At 70.5% G+C, this 11,872-nt stretch carries 14 protein-coding genes; 8 read left to right on the top strand and 6 right to left on the bottom strand.

Annotation, left to right across the window (positions count from 1 at the left end; genetic code table 11):
• From AOK23_RS16970 to AOK23_RS16960, 3 genes are all read left to right on the top strand, one after another.
• Positions 1–522, top strand: a 522-nt coding sequence (locus AOK23_RS16970) for a hypothetical protein (RefSeq protein WP_055713549.1), incomplete at its 5' end; no start/stop codon positions are given.
• 102 nt (positions 523–624) lie between these two features.
• On the top strand, positions 625–1,440 hold the full coding sequence (locus tag AOK23_RS16965; protein WP_055713545.1) for a methyltransferase: 816 nt from the start codon (positions 625–627) through the stop codon (positions 1,438–1,440).
• Between the two features lie 136 nt (positions 1,441–1,576).
• A complete protein-coding gene (locus AOK23_RS16960) occupies positions 1,577–2,485 on the top strand; it encodes a phytoene/squalene synthase family protein (RefSeq protein ID WP_055713548.1) in 909 nt (302 codons plus the stop codon).
• Between the two features lie 30 nt (positions 2,486–2,515).
• On the opposite strand, the gene AOK23_RS16955 is transcribed toward AOK23_RS16960, so the two are convergent.
• The 3 genes from AOK23_RS16955 to AOK23_RS16945 form a co-directional block, all read right to left on the bottom strand.
• Positions 2,516–3,163 (bottom strand): DinB family protein, encoded by a 648-nt coding sequence (locus AOK23_RS16955; RefSeq protein WP_055713544.1) that lies wholly within the window; start codon positions 3,161–3,163, stop codon positions 2,516–2,518.
• 89 nt (positions 3,164–3,252) lie between these two features.
• Complete coding sequence (locus tag AOK23_RS16950) at positions 3,253–3,876, bottom strand: GNAT family N-acetyltransferase (RefSeq protein WP_055713543.1); 624 nt, start codon at positions 3,874–3,876, stop codon at positions 3,253–3,255.
• 195 nt (positions 3,877–4,071) lie between these two features.
• Entirely contained in the window at positions 4,072–4,305 is a 234-nt protein-coding gene (locus tag AOK23_RS16945; protein WP_055713547.1) for a hypothetical protein, read from the bottom strand.
• 180 nt (positions 4,306–4,485) lie between these two features.
• On the opposite strand from AOK23_RS16945, the gene AOK23_RS16940 reads away from it, so the two are divergent.
• The 3 genes from AOK23_RS16940 (at position 4,486) to AOK23_RS16930 (ending at position 8,075) form a co-directional block, all read left to right on the top strand.
• Positions 4,486–5,574 carry a glutamate--cysteine ligase 2 gene (locus AOK23_RS16940; protein WP_055713542.1) on the top strand — a complete coding sequence of 363 codons (1,089 nt, stop codon included), beginning with the start codon at positions 4,486–4,488 and terminating at the stop codon, positions 5,572–5,574.
• Between the two features lie 158 nt (positions 5,575–5,732).
• On the top strand, positions 5,733–7,463 hold the full coding sequence (locus tag AOK23_RS16935) for a SpoIIE family protein phosphatase (protein ID WP_055713541.1): 1,731 nt from the start codon (positions 5,733–5,735) through the stop codon (positions 7,461–7,463).
• 165 nt (positions 7,464–7,628) lie between these two features.
• Complete coding sequence (locus tag AOK23_RS16930) at positions 7,629–8,075, top strand: ATP-binding protein (protein WP_055713540.1); 447 nt, start codon at positions 7,629–7,631, stop codon at positions 8,073–8,075.
• Between the two features lie 88 nt (positions 8,076–8,163).
• On the opposite strand, the gene AOK23_RS16925 is transcribed toward AOK23_RS16930, so the two are convergent.
• From AOK23_RS16925 to AOK23_RS16915, 3 genes are all read right to left on the bottom strand, one after another.
• Positions 8,164–8,622 carry an ATP-binding protein gene (locus AOK23_RS16925; RefSeq protein WP_420823715.1) on the bottom strand — a complete coding sequence of 153 codons (459 nt, stop codon included), beginning with the start codon at positions 8,620–8,622 and terminating at the stop codon, positions 8,164–8,166.
• A 48-nt stretch (positions 8,623–8,670) separates the two neighbouring features.
• On the bottom strand, positions 8,671–8,973 hold the full coding sequence (locus AOK23_RS16920) for a DUF5133 domain-containing protein (protein WP_055713538.1): 303 nt from the start codon (positions 8,971–8,973) through the stop codon (positions 8,671–8,673).
• Between the two features lie 110 nt (positions 8,974–9,083).
• Entirely contained in the window at positions 9,084–9,950 is an 867-nt protein-coding gene (locus tag AOK23_RS16915; protein WP_055713537.1) for a SigB/SigF/SigG family RNA polymerase sigma factor, read from the bottom strand.
• 359 nt (positions 9,951–10,309) lie between these two features.
• Between AOK23_RS16915 and AOK23_RS16910 the strand changes: the two genes are divergently transcribed.
• Both AOK23_RS16910 and AOK23_RS16905 read left to right on the top strand, forming a co-directional pair.
• Entirely contained in the window at positions 10,310–11,188 is an 879-nt protein-coding gene (locus AOK23_RS16910) for an RNA polymerase sigma factor SigF (protein ID WP_420823714.1), read from the top strand.
• Between the two features lie 119 nt (positions 11,189–11,307).
• Positions 11,308–11,712 (top strand): STAS domain-containing protein, encoded by a 405-nt coding sequence (locus tag AOK23_RS16905; protein WP_055713536.1) that lies wholly within the window; start codon positions 11,308–11,310, stop codon positions 11,710–11,712.
• The last annotated feature ends 160 nt before the right edge of the window (positions 11,713–11,872 follow it).

Below are 11,872 nucleotides of genomic sequence, written 5' to 3'. Positions count from 1 at the left end.
CAGTCGTCACCCTCGTCGGAGCCGCGCCCACCGCCCCCGGAGCCGGTCGTCGCGGGCTCGGACGGCTTCGAGGTGACCGAAGTGCCTCCGCCCGACTTGCCGCCGCTGTCGGCAGCCGAGCCCGCGACGACGGGGTCCGGGGGCGGTGGGGGCGGCTCCGACGAGGGTGACGACTGCGACCACAAGATGCCCATCTCCCCCGACGAGATCGCGGTCTACCGCTACACGCCGGAGGGAGGGTCCTTGAACCTGATCGTGAAGCACGGCAACTGGGGATGCGGCACCCCCGACTCGGACGGGGCGCCGTTCGAGACGGTCGGCAAGGAGACGTACATCCCGATGGACCAGGCCGCGTACGTCACCGTGACCAACCCCATCGTCGAAAGCACCACGAACCAGAAGATCGGCGTCCAGGAGTTCCTCGACTGGCTCGACGCGAACCCGAACTCGGGGCTCGTCTTCACGTACCACCTGGGCGACAACGGGGCCATCGACCGTCTCGAGGAGGTCTTCACCCCGTAGGCAGCCGGCTGGTCGATCATGTGAGCGCGTTGAGCCGGGCAGGGGGCGCGGGGTGGGCGAGCGACGAGACTCGCCCGGCGGACGCTGCGGCATGATCGGGGGATGACCGAGCGCGCACCGGACGGGTACCTCCTCGACAATCGGCAGCCCGAGGCGGGAGAGCGTTTCGAGGCGCTGGCCGCCCTCTTCGACGGCTCCACCTTCCGGCACGTCGACCGTCTCGGCATCGCGGCGGGCGGGCGCTGTTGGGAGGTGGGGGCCGGGGGTACCTCGGTGATCCGGGGTCTCGCGGAGCGGGTCGGGCCCGACGGATATGTCCTGGCGACGGACATCGACACCTCGTGGATGACCCCGGCGACGGCACCGCAGGTCGAGTTGCTCCACCATGACATCGCCGCCGACGCGCCACCGCCCGGTGCTTTCGACCTCGTCCACGCCCGTCTGGTGCTCGTCCATGTCAGGGACCGTGAACGGGCTCTGCGGGTGATGGTGGACGCCCTGCGGCCCGGCGGGTGGCTCCTGTTGGAGGACGCCGATCCCGCGCTGCAGCCGCTGGCCTGCCCTGATGAATCCGGACCGAAGCAACAGCTCGCCAACGAGATCCGCCGCGGATTCCGCCGGCTGCTCAGCGAGCGCGGGGCGGACCTCTCCTATGGACGCCGGCTCCCAGGCCTGCTGCGCTCGGCGGGCCTGACGGATGTACAGGCAGACGCGTACTTCCCCCTCACCAGCCCGGCGGGCACCGCCCTGGAGCGGGCCACGGTGCTCCAGATCCGTGAGCAGTTGACGGCCAAGGGCTACGCCACGGACGCCGACATCGACACCCACCTCGCCAACATCGCGACGGGCGAACTCGACGTGGCGACGGCGCCGATGATCTCGGCGTGGGGTCGGAAGCCCGGTGCGAGGCCCAGCTAGCCAGAGTGGTTCGCAAGCGGCAGCGTCGCGGCCGAGTGACACACCGAGGCGATCGCCAGAGCACGGGACGGGCGCCGTGGCGTCCGCCGGGGCGCACGCAGCGCAGGTGTGCGGGCGCGGCGCATACGATCTGGGTATGGGTGTGTGGGAGCGGAGTCTTGATGCTGCGGGGGTTCGGGGAGCCCTGTTGCGTGGGGATTACGGGGCTCAGCGGAGCGTCGTGGCTCGGTTTCGGCGGGCTTCCTATGTGGCGGCCCGGCTGTTGCTGCCGCCGTACTTGGTGCCTCATGTGGTGGCTGCCACGGCCGTGATGCACCACGGGGACAATCTGCTGGACACCGGCACCCGGGCGCAGCGTGCGGCGGCGTGGGCGAGCTGGGAGGGGCGGGTTCGACGGGCGTTGGAGACGGGGGTCGGCGACGATCCGTTGATGCGGACCCTGGTGCACACCATGGAGGCATATCCGCGGCTTCGCGGTGTGGTGGAGGCGTATCTGTCCACGGCCACCGCCGAGTTGGAGTTCGACGGCTTCGCCACCGAGACGGATTTCCAGGCGTACGTGGACGCCTACTCGCTGCCGGGCTTCATGCTCGTCGCCTCGTTGATCGGGCCGGACGCCGACGACGGGTCGTTCCGGGCGGGGTGCCGGACGTTCATCGAGGCCGGCCAGCGGCTCGACTTCGTCAACGACCTCGCGGAAGACCTGCGGGAGGGGCGGCTAGGCGTGCCGATGGAGACGCTCAAGCGGTTCTCCGTCAGCGTGGAGGATCTCGCGGCCGGGCGTGAGTCCGCCGGTGTACGGGAGTTGGTGGAGGAGCAGGTGCGGGCGGCCCGTGCCGGGTTGTCGGCGTCCCGAGAGCTGTCGGCCCTTGTCCCTGGGCCCAGTCGGGCGTTGGTGGAGGCGCTCGTCGAGATCGAGTTGCTGACCGCCGACTCGGCGCTGCGGCGAGGTGCCGAGCTGTTGCGTGGCTCGGCGTCCCCGCCTCCGCTGGGCGCCCTGCGGGTGTTGGCACGCGGCTGTCGGAGGGCTCGCGCGGAGCGTTGAGTCGTCCGGCCGGGCCCTTCGCGGAACGGGTCAGGTGTCGCGGTCGGCTTCCTTCGCCGCCTCTTCCAGTCGGTCTCTGTACCTCTCCCACCAGGCCGGATCCCCCGATGGCAGGCTCGTGTTGCGCACGCTCAAGCCCGCGGAGCCGTCCAGGAGTTCCCTGAGGATGTCGGCGTGGCCGGCGTGGCGGTGGGTGTCTGCGGTCACGCGGACCACGGCGTGGTGGAGGGTCATCTCGTTGCGGTCGCTCGGCCACCACGGCACCCTGCCGATCGTGTCGAGGGGCAGCGCGTCGATCGTCGCGTCCGCGTGCGCCCAGGCTCGGCGGTAGAAGTCGACGAGGTACGCGCGGGACTCCTCCGCGGTGGCCCACATGTCCGCGTTGAGGTCCGCCCCGTCGTCGAGCCAGGGCAGGGGTTCACCCGAGGGGCGTGCGAAGGTGTCGCCCAGATAGCCGAGTTCGATGCCGGAGCAGTGCTTCACCAGGCCCAGGAGATTGGTGCCGGTGGGGGTCATCGGGCGGCGGATGTCGTACTCCGACAGCCCCTCCAGTTTCCAGAGCAGGGTGTCGCGGGCTTCCTGCAGATAGAAGCGGAGGTCGGCCTTGGGGTCAGTGGGCCCCGTGGGAACGGCACGGACTGTGGGATAAGCCGTAGCGGTGGGGTCTGGTGAGGTCATGGGGGTCAGTCTGCCGCTCCTGTGATCTCTGTCCATCGGCTTTTCGGGGCACCGGCCCGCGGCGCCTCGGCACGGTCGTCGGACGGGGGCTACGGCGTGCGGCCCAGGTAGGTCACCGGCCCGGCGTCCGGGACCTCGATCTCGTGGAAGCCGAGGCGGTCGTAGAAGGCACGGGCCGGTGTGTTGGCGGTCAGCATGGAGAGGTGGACGGCGTTCACCTCCCTCTCGCGCAGGGCCCCCAGGAAGGTGCGCATCAAGGCTCGGCCGTGGCCCTGCCCCTGCCAGGCGGGGAGGAGATCGATGTGAAGATGGGCGGGATAGGCGGCCACCTCGGGGACGAGCATGCGCTCGGGGCGGTACAGCAGCTCGGCGATCGCCTCATCGGGTGTGCGCGGCGGGGACGGCGGCTCCGGGAAGCGGTTCGCCACGCGGGGGAGCCACTTCGTACGGAAGTTCTCCACGAAGGCGGGGGTGTCCGCGGTGCCGAGGATGTAGCCGACGGCCCGGCCCCCACCGTCGTCCAGGACGAACGTCAGGTCCGGTTCGAGATGGGCGTAGGGCGTCGCGAAGATCGCCGGGAAGATGTCGGGGTCGGCGTAGTGGGGGCGGCTGTCCTTGCCGACGTGGGCGGTGCGGACGCAGATCTCGTGGAGCGCCTCGGCGTCCTCGGGGCGGTACGGGCGTACGGCGGCGGGCGCTGCGGGTCGAGTCACCGCAGCATCCTGTGCGGTTCGGGGCCGTTCCGGCAACCGTCGCTCCCCTGCGTTTCAGAGCCCGTTCCGCCGACCGTCGCTCCCGTGCGTACCCCCGCCATGCCGGGCGTGGTCGGCCCCGCTTCGGGGGCCTGGACATGGTGCGGCCCGGGTGAGAGGGCTCACCCGGGCGTGTGGGGACTTCCCCGCTGGCGGTCAGTCCGCCAGGCGTCGGCTCAGCAGCTGCTTGCCGAGTTCGGCTCCCTTGCGGCTGTCTGCCTGTGCCTTGCGGAACAGCTCGGTCACCTCGGTGTCACCGGCCCGTTCCGCGTCCTGGATGTAGGTCTCGAGCCGCAGCGCGTTCTCCAGGCAGGCCTCGACGTACCAGATCAGGTTGTAGTCCTTGTCTGCCGTGCCGGTCACATGGCCGGTCTCAGCGGTGCTGGTCACGTTCTCCTCCTCCTCGGTCGGGGGCTGGGGCCGCACCGGTTCGGCGCGGCTTCCGGAGCGCAGCACGGGTACCCGGACCGTGGAGGCGTACACGGCTTCGTGCCGTCCGACGGCAAGGTGTCCCGACGTCGTGCGAGGGCACACGGCTGTCACCACCTCATGGGAGAAGGGCCAGATCACGTGCGTACCGTCGGAGTGGAAGAAGAACTCCTCTTGGTCGATCCGGAGACCGGTGAGCCGCAGGCCAGGGCCGCGGCGGTGCTCGCGCGCGCCTCGCGTGACGGCACGGGGCAGGACGTGTTCGAGAAGGAGCTCCACGACGAGCAGGTCGAGTTCGCGACGCATCCCCAGTCGAAGATGACGGACCTCGGGTCGGAGATCGTCCGCTGCCGCAAGGACGCGGCACGCCACGCCGAGGAGGTGGGCGGGGCCGTCGTGGCGCTGGCCACGTCGCCGCTGCCCGTGCATCCGACGATCACGATGAACAGCCGGTACCAGTGGATGGCCCGGGAGTTCGGGCTCGACACGCAGGTTCAGCTGGTGTGCGGCTGCCATGTCCATGTGTCGGTGGAGTCCGAGGACGAGGGCGTGGCCGTACTGGACCGTATCCGGCCGTGGCTGTCCGTGCTGACGGCGCTCAGCGCGAACTCACCGTTCTGGCAGGGCCGCGACAGCGGGTACGCCAGCTACCGCAGCCAGGTGTGGGACATGTGGCCGATGGCCGGTCCGACGGAGCTCTTCGGCACGGCCGAGCGGTACCACCGGTGCGTGGCGGAGCTGACGGCCACGGAGGTCGTGCGCGACGAGGGGATGGTGTACTTCGAGGCGAGGCTCGCCCAGCGGTATCCGACCGTGGAGATCCGGGTCGCGGACGTGTGTCTGCACCCCGACACCGCGGTCCTCGTCGCGGCGCTGACCCGGGGGCTCGTCGAGACCGCGGCCCGGGAGTGGCGGGCCGGCCGGGAACCGCTCGGTCACACGGCCGGGCTGCTGCGGCTGGCCCGGTGGCGGGCCGCCCGTTCCGGTACGACGGAGAACCTCCTGGACCCGGCGACGATGCGCCCCCGGCCCGCCGGAGAGGTGATCCACTCCCTGGTGGACCACGTCGAGGAGGCCCTCGCCGACAACGGCGACCTCGATCTGGTCCGCGACACGATCGCCACGCTCTCGCGGCGGGGCAACGGGGCCCGGGTGCAGCGGGAGGTGATGGAACGGACGGGGAGTCTGCGTGAGGTCGTCGCCGCCTGCGTCCGGCACACACAGGCGTGAGGTCTCCCTGGCCGGGCGGCCATTCCTGGGCGAAAATGTCGTGCGCGTAGGTCGGCGCGGACGGGGTATTGCGTTCCGAACGTGCGTCGGCGCTCCACCCCCCGGTGGGGGGGGCCGGCGGCCCCGTTCGCAGAGTCTCGAAGGCGAGGAATCCGAGCATGAACGCGTGGAGTCCCGACCACACCGCCGGGCGGCATCCCGGCCCCGCGGTGCGGTCACCGGGCGATCTGCCCGACCTGGTGCACGCGGGCATGTACGTGGTCGACGACCACGGCTCCATCGTCGCCGTGAACGCTCGGGCCGAGTTCCTGCTCGGCCGGTCGGCCGACGCACTCGTCGGCCGGGACGCCCACGATCTGCTGCACCGCAACGGCCTCGGCCAGAGCATGCCGCGGGCCGCCTGCCCCATGATGCACGCGTTCCTCGGCGGCACTACGCGGGGCGGGGCGCACGAGTGGTTCGCCCGGGGCGACGACACCCTGCTGCCGGTGTCCTGGCTGGTCACCCCGTGCAGGCTCGAAAGGGGCGCGCTGGGCGCCGCGGTCCTGTTCTACGAGACGGACCCCGAGGAAGGGGTGCCCTCGACAGCGGCCTCGCCGACGCTGTCGCAGCTGGACCGGCTGGCGCTGCTCGCCGAGACGACGACCCGGCTGACCTCCACGCTGGATGCCGAGGAGGCCGTGGCACGACTGGTGCGGCTGGTGGTGCCACGGCTCGCGGACTGGGCGGTGGTCGACCTGATCACCGAGAGCGACGACGTCTGGCGGACCACGGTGGCGACCCATCACGGCGGTGCCGTGGTGCGGTGCGAGGAACTGGAGGGGCCGCTGCCGCCGGTGCACGAGGAGTCGCTCATGCCGTTGTCGCGGGCACTGCGCGGGGCGGCGTCCACCCTGGCCGGGCCGCAGACGTACCAGGGGCCACCGGACTCGGGGATCGCGGTGGCGCAGCAGCGGCTGTTCAAGGTGACGGGCATGCACTCGGCGGCGATCGCGCCCATCCGGGGGCCGCGCGCGGTGCTGGGCGCCCTCACGCTGGGCCGCAACGCCGAGTCGGGGGCCATGACCGACGCCGAGCTGTCGCTGCTGGAGGACATCGCGCGACGGGCGGGGCTGGCGCTGGAGAACGCCCAGCTGTACCAGCGGCAGCGGCACATCGCGGAGACCATGCAGCGGCATCTGCTGCCGCAGCTGCCGGAGGTGCCGGGGCTGAGCATGGCCGCGCGGTACGTGCCGGCGTCGCAGTCGGCGCAGGTAGGCGGCGACTGGTACGACGCGTTCACCCTGGCCGACGGGGCGACGACGGCGGTGGCCATCGGGGACGTCGTGGGGCACAACATCGACGCGGCCGCGGGAATGGCGCAGGTCCGCAACATGCTCCGCGCCTACGCCTGGGCGCTGGAGGAGCCGCCGAGCGCGATCGTGGAGCGGCTGGACCAGGCCGTGGTGAACGTGACCGAGGCGTCCATGGCCACCATGATCTTCGGCAGGGTGGAGCGGAACGCCGACGGGTGGGCACTGTGGTGGACCAACGCCGGTCATCCGCCGCCGTTGCTGATCACGCACGACGGGCGGTCGGCCTTCCTCGACGACGAACACGACCATCTGCTCGGCACCGGCCTCGTCCGCAGCCGTAGCGACACACGGACCCCGCTGCCGCCGCTGTCCACGCTGGTGCTGTACACGGACGGCCTGATCGAGTCGCCCGGGCACGTCCTGGACCGCGGTATGGCCCGGTTGCGGCAGCACGCCGCGGCGCTGGCGCACCGTCCCCTGCACGTGTTCTGCGACCTGCTGCTGGAGCGCGCGCGTCCCGCGGAGAACGACGACGACGTGGCACTGCTGGTTCTGCGGACACCTGCCGGAGAAGGTGAGTCGGCCGGGCGGTAACGGGCACTCGTACGGGGAGAGCGGCAGGAGGCCACAGTCTTCCCCAATGCCCCATACATCCCTACCATTTCGAACGCGTAGCCGCTCTCATCGGGGGAAGCACGTGCCTCTGAGAGGGAACGCGAGTTCGCGTCAGCCTCGATGAGCCGAGCGGGGAAAGACGAGATGGCAACAGAGCCGTGTTGGGACGACAAACTGCCTTCCGAGGAGATCCAGAAGCGTCACGCCGCCTTCGACGGGGAACTCGGCGACGTGACGGGTGCCCGTGCGGCGGCGGAGGGGTTCCTCGGCGCGCTGGCGCGCACGTCGCTGCCCACCGCGCAGGAGCACTGGGACGACATTCTGCTGGTGGTGACCGAGCTGGCCGCGAACGCCGTGCAGTACGCACCCGGGCCGTTCGAGCTCACATTGCGCCGCACCTACGACGGGGTGCACGTGATGATGCACGACACCAGCGTCACGTCGCCCGAGCCGCGGCCCTTCCATCCGAGCAAGGGCGGCGGCGGTATCGGCTGGTACCTGATCCACACGCTGTGCGACGAGGTCAGCGTGGTGGTGCACGACCAGGGCAGGCAGCGCGGCAAGGACATCCACGTCTTCCTGCCCTGGTGAGCCCTGGCGAGGGAATGCTCCGCCCTGGTGGGAGATGACACGGAAGCGCCCCGGCCCGGTGGGTCGGGGCGCCTGCCTGTGTTCGGGATCAGGTCAGCGGCACCAGGACACTGATCGTCTTGCCGCCCTCCGCCCGGCCGCGGACGTCGACCTGACTGGACAGCCGGTTGATCAGCGGCCAGCCGTATCCGCTGCCCTCGTGGGAGCGGGGCGGCATACCGGGGCCGTGGGCCGCGGCGGGAACGGCGGGACTGTAGTCCCGCACGTCCAGCCGTACGCCGTCCTCGGTGACGCGAACGTCGAAGCCGGCCAGCCCGCCGCCGTGCCGGACCGCGTTGGTGACCAGCTCGGAGACGACCAGCAGCAGATCGATCATGGCTGCCTCGGTCGGCGACCCCGACGGCGAGCGCCACCCCTCCCCCACGACCCAGCGCACATAACGGCGGGCGGCCGCGGCACTGGTGATGGTGACCGGAGGGCGCGCCGCCTCCGCGGACGGGCCCTCGGTGGAAGCTGTGCCGTGCTCTCCGACCGGTCGGCGTTCCATCGCCGTCATGCTGTGCGCGGGGCCGGCGAAGGAGGACAGGGGTGTGCGTCACTGTTCATGAAGCGCCGCATACCCGCTCCCGCCCGGACCATGACTGCCCAGATCGCCACTCGTTCCCATCCCGTGCCCGCACAGCTCGGCCGTCGCGGTGGCCTGTGCGGCGGCGAGATGCCGGCGCGCGGCCTCCAGGGCCTGCCGGACGTCGCGGGTGCCCGTGGACACGCACAACGTGTACGCGAGGTCCTGCGCTCGGCGCGTGGCCTGCGGGTCGCTCTGCTCGCCCTCGTACGACTTGAGCGACTCGTACTCCTCGACGAGTCGGCGCAGCGTCGCGGGATGGGGCATCAGCATCTGGTTCGCTCCTGGGTGAACTCGACGACAGGATTCATGGACGGGACGACTGGTTTCGTGGACGGATCGGTCCCGGGTTGCGGCGCGCGGCCGGGGGCCCGGGCGGTCGCTCAGCTGTCGCGGGAGCGCCGGCCGTCGCGGTCGCCGGTTCGGGCGGCCTGGCCGAGGGCCTCCTCGCGGACCCGTGCGCAGCTGCGGCTGATGAGGCGGGAGACGTGCATCTGGGAGATGCCGAGGCGGTCGGCGATGCGGTTCTGGGTCATGTCCTCGAAGAAACGCATATAGAGGATGGCGCGCTCCCGTTCGGGCAGTCGGCGCAGCCCTTCCTTCGCTGCCTCCCGGTCGACGACGACGTCGTACGCCTCGTCGCACGAGCCGAGGGTGTCGGCGAGGCTGTAGCCGTCGTCCCCGGAGGACATCTCGGCGTCCAGCGAGAGGGCGCTGAAGCTCTCCAGCGCCTCCATACCCGCGTTGACCTCTTCCTCGGTGAGCCCGGTGTGGGCGGCGATGTCGGCGATGGAGGGCTCGGTGGCGCCGGAGGTCTGGCTGAGTTCACGGCGGGCGACCCGCACCTTGTTGCGCAGGTCCTGCACGCGGCGGGGGACCCTGAGGGTCCACATCCGGTCGCGGAAGTGCCGTTTGATCTCTCCGGTGATGGTGGGGACGGCGTAGCTCTCGAACGCCCCCCGTTCGGGCTCGTAGCGGTCCACCGCCTTCACCAGGCCCATGGCGGCGACCTGGCGCAGGTCCTCCAGTGACTCGCCCCGGTTGCGGAACCGGCCCGCGATGCGGTGTGCCATGGGCAGCCAGGCCTGTACGAGAGCGTCTCGTACGGCGTCCCGCTCGGGACCTTCGTCCATCGCGGCCAGCCGGGCGAAGGCGGCGGCGGTGTCGGGGGCGTCGTCGTGTGACCTTCTGTCGATGGTGCCGGGGCGGGCGGACGTACCGGATCCGTTTGCGGACATGTTGACCAGCATGCGGAATCGCTCCTGAACGACGCTGTCAGGGACTCGCGGAGGGGAACGGCGGGCGGGCGACTAAGACCCGGACGCGGAACACCGTTTCCTCCGGCGCGCCTCCGTCACGGAGGCGTGGAGAACCGATTGCCCCTCGATTCGGGAGGCAAACAACCGTGCGCCGCCTTCTTCGTGTCGGGTACACGTACCGGGTGGCGGTGCCGGTGGGGCGGCCGGGCCGACCGGGCGGAGCCGCGGCGACGACTTCCGGCCAGAGTGCGGAGCCGGAGCATCCCTTTCGGGGCGGAGTGGGACTGACTTGGGAGGACGGGGGCAAGCGAGGGGTGGCAACAAGCATTCGGGCGAGAGGGGTGGACAGCATGGCAGCCGTGACGGCAGCGCGGACAACGGCCACGGCACGGGAGAAGGTCCTGACCAGGGGGGCGGCCCTGCCGTGGATCGAGGACCCGTCGCAAGTCAAGCCGAAGGACGCGCGGGCGATGTCGCGGCAGTTCTTCGACCGGCTGGCCATGCTGGAGGAGGGGACCCACGACTACCAGTACGTGCGCAACACGCTGATCGAGATGAATCTGTCGCTGGTGCGGTACGCCGCCTCGCGCTTCCGCGGCCGTGAGGACTCCCTGGAGGACATCGTCCAGGTCGGGACGATCGGGCTGATCAAGGCCATCGACCGGTTCGAGCTGTCCCGTGAGGTGGAGTTCACGACCTTCGCCGTGCCGTACATCGTCGGCGAGATCAAGCGCTTCTTCCGTGACACGAGCTGGGCCGTTCATGTGCCGCGGCGGCTCCAGGAGGCGCGTGTGGAGCTGGCCAAGGCCACGGACGAGCTGCAGTCCCGGCTGGGCCGCATGCCGACCACTCGTGAGCTGTCGGAGCTGATGTCCCTGTCCGAGGAGGAGGTCATCGAGGCGCGCAAGGCCTCCAACGGCTACAACACCTCCTCTCTGGACGCGGCGCTCACCTTCGACGGCGGTGAGGACGGCGACACGGTGCTGGGTGACCTGATCGGCGAGCTGGATCCGTCGCTGGAACTCGTCGAGGACTTCCATTCGCTGGCGCCGCTGATCGCCCAACTCGACGAGCGGGAGCGGCGGATCATCCATCTGCGGTTCGTCGAGGAGCTCACCCAGTCCCAGATCGCCGCACAGCTCGGTGTGTCCCAGATGCATGTCTCCCGGTTGATCAGCCGCATCATCAAGCGGCTGCGCAAGGGACTCCTGGAACCGGGAGTTGCCTGATCACACCCCGTGTGGACGGATGATTCGCGGGTATGCGCACGGGCGCGTCGCCGAGCGATGCATCGAATTCGTTGATCGGGGCACCCGGCCCCGATCGGTAGCGCCTGTGGGAGGCCCTTGTGTCCGTTGCCCAGAACCCCCTGTCGATCAAGGTGGATCTGCCGCGCGAGGACGCCGTTCTGCTCACCATCGAAGGGGAACTGGACATCGATACGGCGACCGAGCTGCAACATCATCTGGCGAATCAACTGAGCCACGGTCGACGGCATTTCCTCCTTGACGTGTCGGCCGTGCCCTTCATGGACTCGTCCGGCATGAACATCATCCTGCGCACCTATCAGGAGGTGCGGGAGATCCCGGGGGGTGTGTACGTCATCGCCCCGACGCCGGCGGTGCGGCGGATCCTCGATCTCACGGGGGTCAGCCTCACCGTGGCAACGATGGACAGTGTCGACGAGGCGCTGGCGGCCGTGGACTCCGGCCGGCTGCCGAGCCTGCCGGACGAGCCGTCGGCCGAGGCGTAGTCGTCGAAGGGGGCGGCGGGCGGCGCCGCTCGGGTGCTGTCCGCGGGTGGGCGGGGGTCACACAGAGGGCCAATGATTGTCGTTTGACAACTGTCGCCGGAAGCAACAGAGTGAGCGCGAGGCAAGCACGTGGGAAGGGTTCGGATGCCTTTCGGACCAG

It is taken from the genome of Streptomyces torulosus (assembly GCF_001419765.1).
GTDB classification, from domain to species: Bacteria; Actinomycetota; Actinomycetes; order Streptomycetales; family Streptomycetaceae; genus Streptomyces; species Streptomyces torulosus.
Note: the sequence above shows the minus strand (reverse complement) of the source record. Positions and strands in the feature narration are given on the sequence as shown.

Bases quoted from the DNA above. Each gene is read 5' to 3' on its own strand.
- AOK23_RS16925 (WP_420823715.1), bottom strand. From the start codon at position 8,622: ATGGAACGCCGACCGGTCGGAGAGCACGGCACAGCTTCCACCGAGGGC.
- AOK23_RS16930 (WP_055713540.1), top strand. From the start codon at position 7,629: ATGGCAACAGAGCCGTGTTGGGACGACAAACTGCCTTCCGAGGAGATC.
- AOK23_RS16960 (WP_055713548.1), top strand. From the start codon at position 1,577: ATGGGTGTGTGGGAGCGGAGTCTTGATGCTGCGGGGGTTCGGGGAGCC.
- AOK23_RS16915 (WP_055713537.1), bottom strand. From the start codon at position 9,950: ATGCTGGTCAACATGTCCGCAAACGGATCCGGTACGTCCGCCCGCCCC.
- AOK23_RS16965 (WP_055713545.1), top strand. From the start codon at position 625: ATGACCGAGCGCGCACCGGACGGGTACCTCCTCGACAATCGGCAGCCC.
- AOK23_RS16910 (WP_420823714.1), top strand. From the start codon at position 10,310: ATGGCAGCCGTGACGGCAGCGCGGACAACGGCCACGGCACGGGAGAAG.
- AOK23_RS16955 (WP_055713544.1), bottom strand. From the start codon at position 3,163: ATGACCTCACCAGACCCCACCGCTACGGCTTATCCCACAGTCCGTGCC.
- AOK23_RS16935 (WP_055713541.1), top strand. From the start codon at position 5,733: ATGAACGCGTGGAGTCCCGACCACACCGCCGGGCGGCATCCCGGCCCC.
- AOK23_RS16920 (WP_055713538.1), bottom strand. From the start codon at position 8,973: ATGCTGATGCCCCATCCCGCGACGCTGCGCCGACTCGTCGAGGAGTAC.